Below are 17,776 nucleotides of genomic sequence, written 5' to 3' on the forward strand. Positions count from 1 at the left end.
TCATGCCGGGACGAAGGATGCGCAGCCTCATGGTATGGTGCCAGCCCATCTTTCAACCTATTTCCTACAGCATGCTGCCGACCTCCCGTACCCTGCGCCTGTCGTTGTACTCCTTGCTGATCATCGCCGGTGCGGTGCTCGCCGCCACCTTGGCCATCCGCCACGCCGAGCGCCAGGCGCAGGAAGAGGACGCCGTGCGCGCCAATCAACAACTGGCGCTGTACGCCAACTCGCTGCACACCCTGATCGACCGCTACCGCGCCCTGCCCGCCGTGCTGGCGCTGGATCCGCAACTGCGTTCGGCGCTAGCCGGCCCGGTCAGCGCCGAACAGCAAGCTGTGCTCAATCTGAAACTGGAAAAAATCAACGGCGCGGCACAGTCCTCGACCCTGGAACTGCTCGACCACACCGGCCTGGCGGTCGCCGCCAGCAACTGGCGCCTGCCCAGCAGTTACGTCGGCCACAATTACGGCTTTCGCCCCTACTTCAGCCAGACCCGAACCCAAGGCACCGGGCGTTTTTACGCGGTGGGTGTAACCAGCGGTATTCCCGGCTACTTCCTCTCCAGCGCGGTGACCAGCGACAGTGGCGAGTTCCTCGGCGCCATGGTGGTGAAACTCGAATTCCCGGAGCTTGAGCGCGAATGGCGCCAGGGCAGCGACACGTTGCTGGTCAGCGATGCGCGCGGGATTATCTTCATAGCCAACCAGCCGGGTTGGCGTTATCGCCAATTGAAACCGCTGAGCGACAGCGACCGCGCCGAGCTCAAAGCCACCCGCCAATACGACAAACAACCGCTGACCCCGCTGGAATATCAATCGGTGCGGCGCTTCGACGACAACAGTGCGCTGACCCGGGTCGTTGGCCCCGACGGGACGGCGGATTACCTCTGGGAATCGCTGCCGCTGGCCGCCGAAGGCTGGACGCTGCACCTGTTGCGTCGCCCGCAAGTCGCGTTCGAAGACCGCCGCAACGCCGGGCTCGCCGCCGCCGGCGCCTGGCTGACGCTGGTATTTCTGTTGCTGTTCCTCAACCAGCGCTGGCGCCTGGCCAAGATGCGTCAGCGCAGCCGTGAAGAACTCGAGCAACTGGTGGAAGAACGCACCCGGGATTTGCGCACTGCCCAAGACGGCTTGGTGCAATCGGCCAAACTCGCCGCCCTCGGCCAGATGTCTGCGGCGCTGGCCCATGAAATCAACCAGCCGCTGACCGCCCAGCGCATGCAGCTTGCGACTCTGAGGCTGCTGCTCGATCACGGCCGGGTCGAAGACGCCTACAAGGCGCTCAAACCGGTGGATGACATGCTCACGCGCATGGCTGCCCTCACCGGCCACCTGAAGACCTTCGCCCGCAAAAGCCCCAGTGGCCTGCGTGAACGGCTGGACCTGGCGGCGGTGGTCGATCAATCCTTGCAGTTGCTGGATGCGCGCTTGCGAGACGAACATGTCAGCACTGTGCTCCACCTGACTCGCCCGGCCTGGGTGCGTGGCGATGCGATTCGCCTGGAACAGGTGCTGATCAACCTGCTGCGCAATGCCCTGGATGCGATGCACGACAAACCCTGCAAGCGTCTGGAAATCCGCCTTGAAGCCGATGAACAATTGTGGCGCCTGACCGTCGCCGATAACGGTGGCGGCATTGCCGACGAAAACCTGGACAAGGTGTTCGATCCATTCTTCACCACCAAACCGGTGGGTGATGGTCTGGGCCTTGGGCTGGCGGTCTCCTTCGCCATTGTTCACGAAGCGGGCGGACGCCTGAGCGCCGACAATGGCGAACACGGCGCGGTGTTCACCCTGACGTTGCCCATTGATCTGGAGGTGCCTGCTTGATGCTCAATTCGGTGATGGTGGTCGATGACGAAAGCAGCATCCGCAGCGCTGTCGAACAGTGGCTGAGCCTGTCGGGGTTCGAGGTGCAGCTGTTCAGTCGCGCAGATGAGTGCCTGGCGCAACTGCCGAAGCATTTCCCCGGGGTGATTCTCAGCGACGTGCGCATGCCTGGCATGACGGGGCTGGAACTGCTGGCCGAAGTCCAGCGCCGCGATGTCGACTTGCCGGTGATCTTGCTGACCGGTCACGGCGATGTGCCAATGGCCGTCGAAGCGATGCGCGACGGTGCTTATGATTTCCTCGAAAAACCTTTCAGCCCGGAAACCCTGCTGAGCAGCCTGCGCCGCGCTCTGGACAAGCGCCGGCTGGTGCTGGAAAACCGTGCCCTGCACGAGCAGGCAGACAATCGCGCCAAACTCGATGCCACTCTGCTGGGGGTTTCCCGTGGCTTGCAGACGTTGCGTCGGCAAGTGCTGGACCTGGCGACGTTGCCGGTCAATGTGCTGATCCGGGGCGAAACCGGCAGCGGCAAGGAATTGGTTGCCCGTTGCCTGCACGACTTCGGTCCCCGCGCGGACAAGCCCTTTGTGGCGCTAAATTGCGCAGCGATTCCCGAGCAGTTGTTCGAGGCCGAACTGTTCGGCCATGAGAGTGGCGCGTTCACGGGCGCTCAGGGCAAACGCATCGGCAAGCTCGAATACGCCGACGGCGGCACGCTGTTTCTCGATGAAATCGAAAGCATGCCGCTGGCCCAACAGGTGAAATTGCTGCGGGTGTTGCAGGAGCAGAAGCTTGAGCGATTGGGTTCCAACCAGAGCATCCACGTAGATTTGCGGATCATCGCCGCGACCAAACCCGACTTGCTGGATGAAGCCCGGGCCGGACGTTTTCGCGAAGATCTGGCCTATCGATTGAACGTCGCCGAGCTGCGCCTGCCGCCGTTGCGTGATCGGCGTGAAGACATTCCACTGTTGTTCGAGTTCTTCGCGCAAAGTGCCGCCGAGCGTTTGGGCCGTACCTTTGCACCCTTGAGCGGGCCGCAACTGAGCCATCTGCTGAGCCACGACTGGCCGGGCAATGTGCGCGAACTGGCGAACGTCGCCGAGCGCCAAGTGCTGGGCCTGGGCGAACCGGAACCGGCGGGGATCGACCCCGGCCAGTCACTGGCGGCGCAGCAAGAAGCCTTCGAAGCGCATTGCCTGCGGGCGGCGTTGACCCGGCATAAAGGGGATGTGAAAGCGGTGCTAGAAGAACTGCAACTGCCGCGGCGTACCTTTAATGAAAAGATGCAGCGGCATGGACTGACCCGCGAGATGTTCATCTAACCGATCGTTCCCACGCTCCGCGTGGGAATGCCTCAACGGACGCTCCGCGTTCGGCTTTTGGGACGCAGAGCGTCCCGGGCTGCATTCCCACGCAGAGCGTGGGAACGATCAGGTTCGGCAAAAATCCGCTTGTCACCCTGCGCACCATAAGCGGATTTCCGCTCACTCAAGCTTCAAAACCCCTCTAACCCGGCCCTCCTCTCCTTGGCACAGCTCCTGCTATAGCTCCAGCAGGCTGCGTTTCAACGCGCTCCACAAAAACAATTAAACGAAGGATCCTTCAATGGATAACTCAAACGCCCTGCCCCTTGGGTCGGCTGCCCTGCCGGCCAAAGAAAGAAGCACTGCCAGCCGGATCAAATCGATCTTCAGCGGCTCTGTCGGCAACATGGTCGAGTGGTACGACTGGTACGTCTACGCCGCCTTCTCCCTGTACTTCGCCAAAGCCTTCTTCCCCAAAGGCGACACCACCGCACAACTGCTCAACACCGCCGCGATCTTCGCCGTGGGCTTTTTGATGCGCCCGATCGGTGGCTGGCTGATGGGCCTCTACGCCGACAAGGCCGGTCGCAAACGTGCGTTGATGGCTTCGGTGTACCTGATGTGCTTCGGCTCGCTGCTGATCGCCCTGAGCCCGGGCTATGAAACCATCGGCATCGGCGCGCCGATCCTGCTGGTGTTCGCCCGCCTGCTGCAAGGTTTGTCGGTCGGGGGTGAGTACGGCACCTCGGCGACTTACCTCAGTGAGATGGCGACCAAGGAACGTCGCGGCTTTTACTCCAGTTTCCAGTACGTGACCCTGATCTCCGGCCAGCTCATCGCCTTGGCCGTGTTGATCGTGCTGCAACAGACCCTGACCACCGAAGAGCTTTACGCCTGGGGCTGGCGCATTCCGTTCGCCATCGGCGCGCTGTGTGCCGTGGTCGCGCTCTACCTGCGTCGCGGCATGGAAGAAACCGAGTCGTTCACCAAGAAAGAGAAAGCCAAGGAAAGCGCGATGCGCACCTTGCTGCGCCATCCGAAGGAACTGATGACCGTGGTCGGCCTGACCATGGGCGGCACGCTGGCGTTCTACACCTACACCACGTACATGCAGAAATACCTGGTGAACACCGTCGGCATGAGCATTTCCGACTCCACCACGATTTCCGCCGCCACGCTGTTCCTGTTCATGTGCCTGCAACCGATCATCGGCGGGCTGTCGGATAAAGTCGGTCGTCGGCCGATCCTGATCGCCTTCGGCATTCTCGGGACACTGTTCACCGTGCCGATCCTGACCACCTTGCACACCATCCAGAGCTGGTGGGGCGCGTTCTTCCTGATCATGGCGGCCCTGATCATCGTCAGCGGCTACACCTCGATCAACGCGGTGGTCAAAGCTGAACTGTTCCCGACCGAGATCCGCGCCCTGGGCGTTGGCCTGCCGTACGCACTGACCGTGTCGATCTTCGGCGGCACCGCTGAATACATCGCGCTGTGGTTCAAGAGCATCGGCATGGAAACCGGTTACTACTGGTATGTCACGGCGTGCATCGCGGTGTCGTTGCTGGTGTACATCACCATGAAAGACACCCGCAAGCATTCGCGGATCGAGACGGACTGATCCCTGAACGCAACACCATAGCCCGGCCTTGGTCGGGCTTGGTCGTTTCTGGGGGAAAGCAAAATGCCAGGCTCGACACAAAGCTCGCTCCCACATTAGATCTCATCGCTGGAAATAACCCGCTCGTCCTTGCACTATGATCGACCCCGAAACCCAGCCCTCAGGAACCTCCGTTCATGCCCGACGACATCCACTTCTACGAACCCGCCAACGGCCACGGCCTGCCGCATGACCCGTTCAACGCCATCGTCGGTCCGCGCCCTATCGGCTGGATTTCCTCCCAGGACGCCCATGGTCGCCTGAACCTGGCGCCCTACAGCTTTTTCAACGCCTTCAACTACATTCCGCCAATCATTGGGTTTTCCAGCGTCGGGCGCAAAGACAGCCTGAACAACATCGAGCAGACCGGCGAATTCGCCTGGAACCTGGCGACCCGTCCGCTGGCCGAGCAGATGAACCAGAGCTGCGCCATGGTCGGGCCCGAGGTCAATGAATTCGAACTGTCCGGGCTGACCACCGCGGCGTCGAAAATCATTCAGGTGCCACGGGTTGCGGAAAGTCCGGTGTCCTTCGAGTGCAAGGTCACGCAGATCATTCAGTTGCAGCGCGCAAACAAGGAAGTGGTGCCGAGCTGGCTGATTCTCGGCGAAGTGGTCGCCGTGCACATCGCCAAGTGGCTGTTGAAGGATGGGGTGTACGACACCGCCGCGGCAGAACCGATTCTGCGCGGCGGCGGGCCGGCGGATTACTTTCAGTTGGGGCCAGAGGCACTGTTCAAAATGTTCCGCCCCGGGGCGGTCAAGTAATTACCAGAGCAGGTCGGCGTCTTCTTTAACGTCTTTGAGGCGAGTCAGCTCTTTGGCCGCGGCCTCGTCAGCTTCATGCGCGGTCTTGAAGGTCTGGCTTTCCAGCACTTTGTGAAAACGCGGGGCACCGGAACCGCCGAGGGCTTTGACGGCAATCGCGGCGTGGTAACCGCCCTCGCCCGGTACTACTGCTGAAACGGCTTCGAAGTGTTCAAAGGCTTTACGTGCCATGTCGCGGATCCTGGCTAATGGAGAATTGCGCCATTAAACCCTCAACCGGCGAGTTTGTGTACCGCTGCCTGGGACTGCCCAAGGGCCTGAGCCGCCGAGACATCCTTGAAGGTATGAAAATCCAGGCTGTTGACCACCAGCTCCTGCACCAGCTCGGCAAAAATCTGCATCGCCGGGCTGCCGAAGTAAGCGGTCATGGCCTGTTGGTTGGCCCAGAAACCGGACACCAGCCACAGCTCGGGATCGCATTGCGAGTGCTGCAGGGCGAAGCTCAGGCAACCCGGTGCGTTGCGCGACGGCTCGATCAAGGCGCTCAGGCGTGCACCGAGTTCTGCTGAACGCCCGACGCGGGCGCGGACGAAGGCCATATGACTGACGGGGATCTGCGTAGACATGTTCAACCCTCCCAGGTCATCCAGTGGCAGCCGGGGACGGGCTGCGACAGGATCCAAGATTAGGCGGCGTGTCGCAGTCGTCGTTAGTCGATTCCTGCCGGCTTATTGCACAATCCTGCGCGACGGCAAAAACGTCTGTAACAGCGCGTAAAACAATGTCACACCGCTGTCACACGACTTTCAAGCAAGTTTCACCCGCGCTGCCTTGCCATAGCAGCATCGCGTATTCACCTCGTGCAGAATCAGGCAAGCTTTTGGCAGGATGTGTCTACCGCTGTCCCTTGCACAAATTTAAGCTCAGCTCATTATCAACGCGACACCGAGGATGCCTGCATGTCGTCGCTCGATCATTTTGAAGCCCCGCTAGCCGCCGATATGGAAAGACAGCGCGCGGAACTGGCCGCCCTCATCCGCCGTAACACGCTGGAGGATGGCACTTATGCCACCGCCGTCGGTTCGCTGTTCATGTCGCGCCACAGTAAAAACCATGAATTCGCTCCAGTGCTGGCGCAACCGGCCCTGTGCATCATGGCCCAGGGGCGCAAGGAAGTACGGCTGGCGGATGAATACTTTAATTACGATCCCCTGAATTACCTGGTGGTTTCAGTCTCGATGCCCCTGAGCGGGCGGGTGGTGAATGTCTCGCCCGAGGAACCGATCCTCGCCGTGCGGCTGGACATCGACCCGGCGGAAATCACCACACTGATTGCCGACGCCGGCCCCATCGGCGTACCCACACGGCCCACTGGCCGCGGTTTGTATGTCGAGCGGGTCGACACGGCAATGCTCGATGCCGTGCTGCGTCTGGCGCGTTTGCTGGATACACCCAAAGACATCGCCATGCTGGCGCCGCTGATTCGTCGAGAGATTCTGTATCGGCTGTTGCGCAGCCAGCAGGGGCATCGGCTGTATGAAATTGCCATTGCCAACAGCCAGAGCCACCGCATCAGCCAGGCGATCAAATGGCTCAACGGCAATTATGAGCAACCGCTACGCATCGATGATCTGGCGCGGGAAGTGAACCTGAGCGTGTCGACGCTGCACCACCGGTTCAAGGCGATGACGGCGATGAGTCCGTTGCAGTATCAAAAGCAATTGCGCCTGCAAGAAGCGCGGCGGTTGATGCTGGCCGAAGGACTGGAGGCTTCGGCGGCGGGTTATCGGGTGGGGTATGAAAGCCCTTCGCAATTCAGTCGGGAGTACAGCCGGTTGTTCGGCGCGCCGCCGCTCCGGGATTTGGCGCGGTTGCGGTTGTCGGTTTGATCTGGCTTTTTCGGTGAGGCTACTGACGCCTTCGCGAGCAAGTCGAAGGGGCCGCAAAGGCGACCCACTTCTAAAGTCAGGCGCTTAGTACTCGGCAAGCCTCAGCCGGCAATGTCACCGATACCGGATTGCCAATGCTCACCCCCCCCCCCTGACACGGCGTGCTCAACGCGGTAAACGACACCCCGGAACACTCAACAGTGGTTTCGATGGTCGCGCCGATATCCCGCACAAACGTCACCTTGCCGAGCAAGCGATTCCCCGCCGTCGCCTGGGGTTGCGACAATTGCAGGTCTTCTGGGCGAATCAGCATTTTTACCTTCTCCCCCACCACAATGCTGCTGCAGATCGGCACTTGCAGGGCATCGCCCCCGGGCAAGCTGACCTTGCCGTTGCCCAGCGCCGTGGCCGGGAAAATGTTCCCCGAACCAATAAAGTCCGCGACGAATTCATTGGCCGGATGCCGATAGATTTCAATCGGCGTCCCCACCTGCTGCACCCGATGCTCACCCAGCACCACCACGATGTCGGCCATGGTCATGGCTTCGCGCTGGTCGTGGGTGACCATGATGGTGGTGATGTTCAAACGCTGTTGCAGCTGACGGATTTCTACCTGCATCGACTCACGCAACTTGGCGTCCAGCGCCGACAGCGGTTCGTCGAGCAGGAGGATTTTCGGCCGCGAGGCAATCGCCCGGGCAATCGCCACACGCTGACGCTGACCGCCGGAGAGTTTCGCCACCGGGCGATCAATCATTTCCTGCAGCTGAATCAGCTCCAGCAGTTCCACCACCCGCGCCTGTTGATCGGCCTTGCTGACCCCGCGCAGTTTCAGCGGATAGGCGATGTTCTCCCCCACCGTCATGTGCGGAAACAGCGCCAGCGATTGAAACACCATGCCGAAATTACGCTGGTGCGCCGGCGTCTGGCCGATGTCTTCACCGTCCAGGCGAATCTCGCCACCGGTCAGGGTTTCAAGCCCGGCGATCATCCGCAGCAAGGTGGTTTTGCCGCAGCCCGAAGGGCCGAGAAAACACACCAGTTTGCCCTCGGGCAAATGCAGGTTCACATCCTTTACCGCGCAGGCCGAGCCGTAATGTTTCTCGACGTTTTCCAGAATCAGACCAGTCATTTGAATCACCTCAAGAAATCAGAACGAAACGCCGCCTTCGCCAACCAACTTTTCCAGCGCCCAAATGAGCACGAAGTCGATCAGCACGATCAGCACGGCAAACGAGAAAACGGTAGGGTCGAGCGAAGACACGGTGCGGCTGTACATCCAGATCGGCACGGTCATGACGTCGATGGTGTAGAGGAAATAGGTCACGGTGAATTCGTTGAACGAGACGATGAATGCCAGCAGCATGCCCGCCAGAATCCCCGACTTCATCAGCGGCACCACCACATCGACAATCGCCCGCAGCGGTGAAGCGCCGAGCATTTGCGCGGCCTCTTCGACTTCGCTGCCGATGGAGAGCATCGCCGCGGTGCAGTTTTTCACCACGAACGGCAGCGCCAGAATCACGTGGGCAATTACCAATCGCGAGGTGGTGATGTGGAACGGCAGGCTGTCGAACACCAGCAGCAAGGCCAGACCCAACACCACCATCGGGAACACCAGTGGCAGCGACATCAATTGCAACGCCACGGCCTTGCCGCGGAACTCGCAACGGGTTAGGGCATAGGCTGCCGGCACCGCGATAATCGTGGCGAAAACCATGGTCAGACAGGCCACCATCAGGCTGGTGGTCATGGCTTTGCCGAGGCTCAGCACATCGCTGGAATCCGGCGACACGAAGGTGTTCCAGGCAGCCTCGTACCATTGCAGGCTGTAGCTGCTGGGCGGGAAGTCGAGGTTCGACGCGCCGCTGAACGACATGACGATCATGGTCAAAATCGGCAGCACTGCCAGCAGCAAAATGAAGCCCGACAGGATGCCGGCGAACTTGCCGGTATCGCCTGGCAGCAGCGAGTGGCGCTTCTTGATCAGGGTGCTCATTGGGAAGCCTCCAGCATGCGCCGACGACGGCCAGTGATGTATTCGGACAAGGTCATGATCGCCAGGGTGGTGACGATCAGCACCACACCGGCAGCAGACGCGGCGGGCCAGTTCATCAGCGGGGCGATCTGGTCATGCACCATCACCGCCAGCATCGGCACCCGCCGACCACCGAGCAGCAGCGGCACCACAAAACTGCTGGCGTTGTAGGCGAACACCAATGTCGCGCCAGTAATAATCCCCGGCATGCTCATCGGTAATACCACCTGACGGAACACCTGCAAGCGACTGGCGCCGAGGGTGGCAGCGGCTTCTTCGTAAGTGCGAGCAACGCCGCGCATGGCGCTGGCAATCGGCAGCACGGCCAATGGGAAGGCAGTTTGCACCAGGCCCATCAACACGCCGTTCTGGTTGTACAGCAGCATGATCGGCCGCTTGATCAGGCCCAGGCCCATCAGCGCCTGATTGAGCATGCCGCCGGGGCCGAGAATCACCAGCCAGCCGTAGCTTTGCAGCAGCAGGTTGACCAGCAAGGGCAGCAGCACCGCCGCGAGGAAGATCCGCCGCACAAACGGTGAGGTCAGCCGCGACATGGTGTAGGCCACCGGGATCGCCAGCAGCACCGCAATCACCGCGCTGATCAGCGCCAGGCGCAACGTCAGCAGCAAGGATTTGAGGTAATAGGGTTCCAGCAATTGGGCGTAACTGGCCAGGCTGAACCCGGTCCACTCCGCGCCTTTGGTGCCGACGCTCATGCGCAGCACCAAGAGGCTCGCGGCAATCAGCACGCCGAGAAACAGCATCGACGGCGAAAGGAAAAACCAGGCACGCGCCGTCGGTGAGACACCCCGATTGATGCGCACGGGTGCGGCGCTTACCGGATGGGTCAGAGGTTGGTGTTCCATAGCAAGGGTCTCGTCAATGGAAAGCAGCTGAGCGAGCACAACCTTCAAAACCACCGTTAACCCTGTGGGAGCGGGCTTGCCCGCGATAGCAATCTGTCAGTCACATCATTATCGACAGGAAGGCCGTCATCGCGGGCAAGCCCGCTCCCACAGTGTTTTGCAGTGTTCTGAAAACCTGTGTTCGCCACTCGATCAGGAAGAAAAGATTTCCGTGTAACGACGAATCCATTGGTCATGCACGGTGGCCAGGAAGGCGTTGTCGTGCATGATTGCCTTCTCGGCAATCTGCTCCGGCGTGAGGATGTAGGGGCTCTTGCGCGCTTCGGCGGAGATGATCGCCTTGGCGTTGACGGGGCCGTTGTAGATGTCTTCGGCCATCTTGCCCTGCACCAGCGGGTCCAGAGAGTGGTTGATGAAGGCGTAGGCCAGATCGATATCGCCCGGACGATTCTTCGGCATCACCGACAACATCAAGTCGGTGTAGAAGCCTTCCTTCATGCCGAAGGTGGCGCCCAGACCGTAGGCCGGGTCGCGAATCTGTTTCGGAAAAAACGCCGGCGCGTACAAGCCGCCCATGTCCAGGGAACCGGTGCGGAACAGCTCGGCGATCTGGTTCGGGTTTTCGCCCAGGGTCACCACACGATCTTTCAGCTCGGCGAGTTTCTTGAAGCCTGGCTCGATGTTGTGTTCGTCACCACCGGCCAGTTTGGCGGCGATGATGATCAGGTCCATGGCCTCGGTCCAGTTCGGCGGCGGCAGGAAGATGTTCGGCGACAGCTCCGCGTCCCACAGCGCGGCGTAACTGTCCGGCGCTTCCTTGATGGTGCGGGTGCTGTAGACCAGGCTGTTGCACCACAGCAGGTAACCGATGCCGTGACCGTTGGCGCCAGTGCGGTATTGCTCCGGTACGTCGACCAGGTTGGGAATGCGGTTGAGGTCAGGTTTTTCCAGCAGGTTGGCGGCGGCCAGTCCTTCGGCGCCAACACCGGCCAGAGTGATGATGTCGTACTGCGGACGATCACCGCCGGCCTTGAGTTTGGCGACCATTTCCGAGGTGCTGCCAGTGCGGTCAGCGATGACCTTGCAGCCGTACTTGGCTTCGAAGGTCGCGGCGATGTTGCGCAATGCTGCAAGGCCGGTGTCATCGGACCAGGTCAGCAAGCGCAGGGTCTTGCCCTGGAAACGTGTATCGCTGGCATTGGCCTTGATGAACGGCATGCTCATGGCCGCCGCCGCCACGGACGCTACGCCCACGGTTTTGATGAATTGACGTCTGTTCAGATCGTGCTCGCCCATGAAGGACTCCCTTTGTTTTTTTAAGTATGAGGTTGGTCGCAACCGTTGCATCCGCGCGGCCAGATCAGCTTCAAGCCCCCGGTTTCAATGGGCCTTGGCGATGCCAGCGGGTTCATCCTGAGGTCGTGCAAAACACCTGACTATCGATAAAAACTCATTGAAGCCATGACGCTGGCGCATGCCTCATCACGAGGCATGCGCTCACCTTTTTCGTGCTGTCAGACGGCCCGAATCACGTGTTTTATTTCCTGGAAAGCCTGCAAGCCCCACGGCCCCAATTCGCGGCCGATGCTGCTCTGTTTGTAACCACCCCAGGCGGTCTGCGGGAAGATCACTTGCGGCGCGTTGATCCACACAAGCCCCGCCTGCAAAGCGTTGGCGACCCGATCAGCCGCTTCGCCATCGCGCGTGACCACGCTGGCCACCAAGCCAAACTGGCTGTTGTTGGCCAGGGCAATCGCCTCGGCTTCAGAGCTGAAACTGCGAACGCAGATCACCGGGCCGAAAATCTCTTCGCACCACAGCGCACTGTCGAGGGGCACGTCGACGAAAATCGTCGGCTGCAAAAAATAGCCGCGTGGCAGATCTGCCGGACGATTACCGCCGCAGATCAACTTCGCGCCTGCGCTCAAACCGCGATCGATGTGGCCCAGCACGCGTTGGTATTGCGCCTGATTGACCAGTGCGCCCATTTCCACGTTGGGGTCGAACGGGTCGGCCACGCGAATGGCTTCGGCACGGGCCTTCAATCGCGCTACAAACTTTTCTGCCAGTTCATCGGCAACCAACACACGGCTGGTGGCGGAACACATCTGCCCGGCGTTGAAGAAACCGCCGCCACAGGCCACTTCCACGGCCAATTCGATATCGGCATCGGCGAGTACCAGCAGCGAAGATTTGCCGCCCAGTTCCAGGCTCACGCCTTTCACGGTTTCCGCCGCCCGTTGCATCACCTGTACGCCCACCGCGTTGCTGCCGGTGAAGGAAATCTTGGCGATGCGTGGGTCAGCCGACAGCGGCGCGCCAACAGCCAGGCCGGTGCCGCAGACCAGATTGAACACACCGTTTGGCAGACCGGCTTCGGCAATGATCGTCGCCAGCTCCAACTCCGGCAGCGGCGTCACCTCAGACGGCTTGAGCACCACGCAGCAACCGGCGGCCAGCGCTGGGGCGAGTTTCCAGGCGGTGGTGACCATCGGAAAATTCCACGGCACGATCAGCCCCACCACACCGCATGGTTCGCGACGCAAACGGGCGCTGAAATCGTCGCTCGGCAACGCCACGACGCTGTCCTGTTTCGCGTCCAGGCCTTCGGCCAGATCGGCGTAATACTCGAAGGTGGCGATCACATCGTCGACGTCGATGGCCGCTTCGAACAGCGGTTTGCCGTTGTTGCTCGACTGCAATTTCATCAACTGTTCACGACCGGCCTGCACGCCCGCGGCGATTCTGCGCAGGATCGCCCCGCGCTCAGTGCCGGTGGTTTTCGACCATTCTTTGAAAGCATGGGTCGCCGCTGTGACGGCCTGATCGACTGCGTGTTCATCGCCGCCGTTGACGGTTGTCAGCAGCGCTTCGGTCGCCGGGTTGATCACGCGTAAATGTTCGTTGCCAGACGACCATTTACCATCGATGTACAGGCCATCCAGAGTGATAGGAAAACTCATTTCGACACCGCCTTCATCCACCGGGTCTGATCGATTTCAATCAGGGTCGGGCCCTGGCGATCGGTGGCGAGACGCAACGCGCTGCGCAGTTCTTCAACACCGCTGACCGCCTCGGCCGCGCAGCCCAGCGCCTTGGCCACACCAATGAAGTCCGGGGTGTAGATGTCCACGCCCACCGGCTCGATGTCGCGGTTGACCATGTATTTCTTGATCTCTTCGTAGCCCTGGTTATTCCACAGCAGGACGATCACTGGCGTGCGTGCTTCTACCGCACTGGCCAGTTCCGGCAGGGTGAATTGCAGACCGCCGTCGCCAATCAGGCACACCACCGGCGGCCGCGCGCCACCTTCGACGCTGCCGCCAAGCCAGGCGCCAATCGCCGCCGGCAAGGCGTAACCGAGGGTGCCGTAACCGGTGGACGAGTTGAACCAGCGGCGCGGGCGTTCCGGGTTGAATGTGAGGTTGCCGGTGTACACCGGTTGGGTCGAATCGCCGACGAATACCGCGTTCGGCAATTCGTGCAAAACGGTTTCCAGGAAGCGAGTCTGGGCCAGGGTCGGGGCGTCCCAGGTCGCGGCCAGTTCATCGCGCAAACGCGCGGCACGCACCTGGCCCCAATCGTTGCGACGCTCGGCCAGCGACTGGTGGGAAAGCGCACTCAGCAAGGCCTGAGCGGCGTTGCGCGAGTCGGCCACCAACGCGACTTTCGGCGGGTAATTACGCACGGTCTGATCGGGGTCGATGTCCACGCGCAGCAGCACGCCGGGGATTTCGAAGCCGCCGGCGAAGGTGATGTCGTAATCGGTTTCGGCCAGTTCGGTGCCGATGGCCAGCACTACGTCGGCCTCGGCCACCAGTGCACGGGTAGCCACCAGGCTTTGGGTCGAACCGATCAGCAACGGGTGGCTGGATCCGAGCATGCCTTTGGCATTGATGGTCAGTGCCACTGGCGCGTCGAGCAGCTCGGCCAGTTCAGTCAGCTCGGCCGCGGCATCGATGGCGCCGCCGCCGGCGAGAATCAACGGGCGCTTGGCACCGGCCAGCAACTCGGTCATGCGGCTGATCGCACTTGGCGAAGCGCCGGCGCGGTCGATGTTCACCGGCACGCTGGCGAGCAAGTCATCGGCCTCTTCGACCAAGACGTCCAACGGAATTTCGATGTGCACCGGACGTGGACGGCCAGCCTGGAACAACGCGAAGGCGCGAGCCAGGACGCCCGGCAATTCAGCCGCCGACATCAAGGTGTGGGAGAACGCTGCCACGCCGCCAACCAGTGCGCTCTGGTTCGGCAGCTCATGCAGCTTGCCGCGACCGCCGCCCAATTGGCTGCGCGATTGCACGCTGGAGATCACCAGCATCGGGATCGAGTCGGCGTAAGCCTGGCCCATGGCGGTGGTGATGTTGGTCATGCCAGGACCGGTGATGATGAAGCACACACCCGGTTTGCCGCTGGTGCGCGCATAACCGTCGGCCATGAAACCGGCGCCCTGTTCGTGACGCGGAGTGACGTGGTTGATGCTCGAACGGGCCAGCCCGCGATACAGCTCCACGGTGTGAACCCCGGGAATGCCGAACACCTGCTCGACCCCGTAACCTTCGAGTAACTTGACCAATACTTCGCCGCACGTCGCCATGTCTTTGCCCTTTTTGTTCGTTTGAGACGCCGGGCCTGCGCAGTGTTTATGATGGGTTGGCAGGTCCAGGGATGGCCTCATTGGAACGGGCGACACGTCGCCGCAACAATGGATAAAAAGTCATACTAGCCATGTCCTCACGTCATACCTTGGATCCCAATGAAACGATTGCCTCCCCTGCCGGCGCTGCACACTTTTCTGATCACCGCGCAGTGCTGCAACTTCACCCGGGCCGCCGAACAGCTGCACATCACCCAAGGCGCGGTGAGCCGACAGATCGCCGGGCTGGAAGATCATCTGGGTTATGAACTGTTCATTCGTCAGGCGCGGGGCTTGAGCCTGACCGCCGAAGGCCGGGAGTGGTTGCCACGGGTGCAGCAGATTTTCGGCCTGATCGACGAGGCGGTGGAGCAGATCGGCGAGAAGCGCGAAACCCTGCAACTGAAAGCCCCAACCTGCGTGATGCGCTGGCTGTTGCCACGCCTGTTGCAGTGGCAAAAGGAACGCCCGGATGTACCGGTGGAGTTGACCACCACGGTGAAACACGGCGTGGACTTTCATCGCGAGCAGTTCGATGCGGCGGTGATGTATGGCCCGCCGCCGGACAACTCACTGGCCTCCCGGCATCTGTTCGATGAGCAACTGACCCCCGTGTGTTCCCGGCCGATGCTTGAAGGGCCGATGGCTTTGCATACACCGGCCGATCTGCAACAGCACTTGTTACTGCACCCCACCCGCGATGAACGGGACTGGAACGCCTGGCTGAAGGCTGCGGATATTCGGCTGAGCAATGTCGGCAAAGGTCAGCATTTCGAAACCCTGGACCTGGCGATGTCGATGGCGTCTCAGGGGACAGGTGTAGCGATTGGCGATTGGTCGTTGATCGGCGATGACCTGAGTGCCGGACGGCTGGTCATGCCTTTTGACTTGAAGGTGAAAACCGGGTTGGCGTATTACTTGGTGTTTCCCGAGAAACCGGCGCCTTCGCCGAAGTTGCGCGAATTGATGGGGTGGTTGGTGGAGCAGGCGCAGAGTCGCTAAGAGATGATCGTTCCCACGCTCTGCGTGGGAACGATCAGACGATCAATACCCGACAGTAAACCGCTGACGGGAATGCTTCGGCGTTTCCACTTCATCAAGCAACGCAATCGCGAAGTCAGCAAAGGTAATCCAGCTGCGGCCTTCGGCACTCACCAGCAAGTCATCCTTGCCGACCCGAAACGTGCTGGTGCGCTCACCTTCGACAAACTCTGCCGACGGCGACAGGAAGGTCCAGTCCAGGTCCTTTTCCTGACGCAAGGTATTGAGGAATTCGGCACCGGCGCTGGCTTCGGCCTTGTATTCCTCCGGGAAACCTTCACTGTCGATCACCCGAGTGCCGTCCGGCAGCAACAGCGAACCGGCACCGCCGACCACCAGCAGACGCTTGACCCCGGCCTTCTTCACCGGCTCGATGACGGCGCTGGCGGGGATGGTGGAGAAATGCGCAGCGCTGATCACCGCATCATGCCCGGCCACAGCGGCTCGCAATGCAGCCGCGTCGAGCACGTCCACGTTTTTGCTCACGACCCCGGCACGTGGGGCGATTTTCGAGGTGTCGCGGGCGATGGCCGTGACGCTGTGACCGCGACGCAGGGCTTCTTCCAACAGTTGGCTACCGGCACGACCGGTGGCACCGATGATTGCGATGTTGCTCATGACGTTCTCCAGTTGGCTTGGGTGAATCGATACAGGTGTGACTCAGGGCTTTGATCGTTCCCACGCTCTGCGTGGGAATGCCTCAACGGACGCTCCGCGTTCGGCTTTTGATGGGACGCGGAGCGTCCCGGGCTGCATTCCCACGCAGAGCGTGGGAACGATCCCTCATTCACCCCACTTCATCTCGCCCTTGGCGACTTTGGCGCTCAGCTCCAGCGAGCTTTCTTCGCCCAGGCTCGGGTAGCGTTTTTTCATTGCGCCGATCAGTTCGGCAGCATCTTTCGCCTTGGCGGTTTCTTCGTCGAAAGCCTTGATGTAATCGGCGGTGAACTGCACCGCCGCCAGAGAACGAGCGCTCTCACCGAGGTAGTGACCCGGCACAATGGTGGTCGGCTTCAGCGCTTCTATCGCCTGTAACGTCGTCAGCCAATCGGCATGGGATTGCGGGGTCTGGGTGTCGGCCATCCACACGTGAATGTTTTCGGCGACGACCACGCCACCGACCACCGCCTTGATCGACGGGATCCACACAAAGCTGCGATCCGGCTGCTTGCCGTCCAGGCCGAGCACCTGCAATTTCTGCCCCTCCAGCATCAGGCTATCGCCCTTGAGCACCTGCGGCACGATGGTTTTGTTCGGCACGTCGGCCCCCATTTTCGGGCCCCAGAACGCCAGTTTGCTGTCGACGGTTTTTTTGATGTGATCAACAGTCGGTTGCGAGGCCAGCACCTTGGCTTTCGGGAATGCCTGGGTGACGGTGTCGAGGCCGAAGTAGTAATCCGGGTCACCGTGGCTGATGTAGATGGTGGTCAGTTGCTTGCCGCTGGCGCGGATTTTTTCCACCACCTGTTCGGCTTGGGCTTTGCCGAATTGGGCGTCCACCAGAATCGCTTCTTTCTCGCCGCTGACCAGCACCGAGGTCACTGGAAAGATCGCATCGGTGCCAGGGTTGTAGACGTCCAGTGTCAGAGTGGACGCCGCAGCGACATGGGCCGCGAAGCCGAGCGTGGCGGTTGCCAGAAGAATGCGTTTGATTGAAGTGAAGCCGATCATCTGTTGCTCCGTTGTCCGAATGCCATGCTTGGCGATGGGACAGAGCTTAGTTGCCTGGTTCGATACAAA

At 61.0% G+C, this 17,776-nt stretch carries 16 protein-coding genes; 6 read left to right on the forward strand and 10 right to left on the reverse strand.

The genetic code is table 11. The features are described from left to right. The first annotated feature begins 71 nt into the window (after positions 1-71). From PSH97_RS21880 to PSH97_RS21895, 4 genes are all read left to right on the forward strand, one after another. A complete protein-coding gene (locus PSH97_RS21880) occupies positions 72-1,832 on the forward strand; it encodes a sensor histidine kinase (RefSeq protein WP_305449849.1) in 1,761 nt (586 codons plus the stop codon). After that, positions 1,832-3,157, forward strand: a complete 1,326-nt coding sequence (locus PSH97_RS21885; protein WP_305446673.1) for a sigma-54-dependent transcriptional regulator — start codon at positions 1,832-1,834, stop codon at positions 3,155-3,157. The genes PSH97_RS21880 and PSH97_RS21885 overlap by 1 nt, the downstream gene beginning before the upstream one ends. Before the next feature lie 283 nt (positions 3,158-3,440). After that, positions 3,441-4,760 carry an MFS transporter gene (locus PSH97_RS21890; RefSeq protein ID WP_305446674.1) on the forward strand — a complete coding sequence of 440 codons (1,320 nt, stop codon included), beginning with the start codon at positions 3,441-3,443 and terminating at the stop codon, positions 4,758-4,760. Positions 4,761-4,936: 176 nt separating this feature from the next. After that, a complete protein-coding gene (locus tag PSH97_RS21895) occupies positions 4,937-5,566 on the forward strand; it encodes a flavin reductase family protein (RefSeq protein WP_305446675.1) in 630 nt (209 codons plus the stop codon). Here PSH97_RS21895 and PSH97_RS21900 read toward each other — a convergent pair whose 3' ends face one another. Next, positions 5,567-5,797 (reverse strand): hypothetical protein, encoded by a 231-nt coding sequence (locus PSH97_RS21900; RefSeq protein WP_030128151.1) that lies wholly within the window; start codon positions 5,795-5,797, stop codon positions 5,567-5,569. Positions 5,798-5,838: 41 nt separating this feature from the next. Continuing rightward, positions 5,839-6,192 carry a putative quinol monooxygenase gene (locus PSH97_RS21905; protein WP_305446676.1) on the reverse strand — a complete coding sequence of 118 codons (354 nt, stop codon included), beginning with the start codon at positions 6,190-6,192 and terminating at the stop codon, positions 5,839-5,841. A gap of 333 nt (positions 6,193-6,525) precedes the next feature. Here PSH97_RS21905 and PSH97_RS21910 point away from each other — a divergent pair, with 333 nt between their 5' ends. Continuing rightward, positions 6,526-7,455: an AraC family transcriptional regulator gene (locus tag PSH97_RS21910; RefSeq protein WP_305446677.1), complete on the forward strand. Its 930-nt coding sequence runs from the start codon at positions 6,526-6,528 to the stop codon at positions 7,453-7,455. 76 nt (positions 7,456-7,531) lie between these two features. Here PSH97_RS21910 and PSH97_RS21915 read toward each other — a convergent pair whose 3' ends face one another. From PSH97_RS21915 to PSH97_RS21940, 6 genes are all read right to left on the reverse strand, one after another. Next, positions 7,532-8,587: an ABC transporter ATP-binding protein gene (locus PSH97_RS21915; RefSeq protein ID WP_305446678.1), complete on the reverse strand. Its 1,056-nt coding sequence runs from the start codon at positions 8,585-8,587 to the stop codon at positions 7,532-7,534. Between the two features lie 18 nt (positions 8,588-8,605). Beyond that, positions 8,606-9,454, reverse strand: a complete 849-nt coding sequence (locus PSH97_RS21920; RefSeq protein ID WP_305446679.1) for an ABC transporter permease — start codon at positions 9,452-9,454, stop codon at positions 8,606-8,608. Next, positions 9,451-10,359 (reverse strand): ABC transporter permease, encoded by a 909-nt coding sequence (locus PSH97_RS21925; RefSeq protein WP_305446680.1) that lies wholly within the window; start codon positions 10,357-10,359, stop codon positions 9,451-9,453. The genes PSH97_RS21920 and PSH97_RS21925 overlap by 4 nt, the downstream gene beginning before the upstream one ends. A 192-nt stretch (positions 10,360-10,551) precedes the next feature. Then, positions 10,552-11,655 (reverse strand): ABC transporter substrate-binding protein, encoded by a 1,104-nt coding sequence (locus tag PSH97_RS21930; protein WP_052967303.1) that lies wholly within the window; start codon positions 11,653-11,655, stop codon positions 10,552-10,554. A gap of 218 nt (positions 11,656-11,873) precedes the next feature. Further along, positions 11,874-13,322 carry an aldehyde dehydrogenase family protein gene (locus PSH97_RS21935; protein ID WP_305446681.1) on the reverse strand — a complete coding sequence of 483 codons (1,449 nt, stop codon included), beginning with the start codon at positions 13,320-13,322 and terminating at the stop codon, positions 11,874-11,876. Next, entirely contained in the window at positions 13,319-14,956 is a 1,638-nt protein-coding gene (locus tag PSH97_RS21940) for a 5-guanidino-2-oxopentanoate decarboxylase (protein ID WP_305446682.1), read from the reverse strand. The genes PSH97_RS21935 and PSH97_RS21940 overlap by 4 nt, the downstream gene beginning before the upstream one ends. Positions 14,957-15,115: 159 nt before the next feature. Here PSH97_RS21940 and PSH97_RS21945 point away from each other — a divergent pair, with 159 nt between their 5' ends. After that, complete coding sequence (locus PSH97_RS21945) at positions 15,116-15,997, forward strand: LysR substrate-binding domain-containing protein (protein WP_305446683.1); 882 nt, start codon at positions 15,116-15,118, stop codon at positions 15,995-15,997. 42 nt (positions 15,998-16,039) lie between these two features. Here PSH97_RS21945 and PSH97_RS21950 read toward each other — a convergent pair whose 3' ends face one another. Further along, positions 16,040-16,654, reverse strand: a complete 615-nt coding sequence (locus tag PSH97_RS21950; RefSeq protein ID WP_305446684.1) for an NAD(P)-dependent oxidoreductase — start codon at positions 16,652-16,654, stop codon at positions 16,040-16,042. Between the two features lie 165 nt (positions 16,655-16,819). After that, positions 16,820-17,707, reverse strand: a complete 888-nt coding sequence (locus tag PSH97_RS21955; RefSeq protein ID WP_305446685.1) for an MBL fold metallo-hydrolase — start codon at positions 17,705-17,707, stop codon at positions 16,820-16,822. Between the last annotated feature and the right edge of the window lie 69 nt (positions 17,708-17,776).

The organism is Pseudomonas cucumis (assembly GCF_030687935.1).
In the GTDB taxonomy this organism is placed as follows: domain Bacteria; phylum Pseudomonadota; class Gammaproteobacteria; order Pseudomonadales; family Pseudomonadaceae; genus Aquipseudomonas; species Aquipseudomonas cucumis.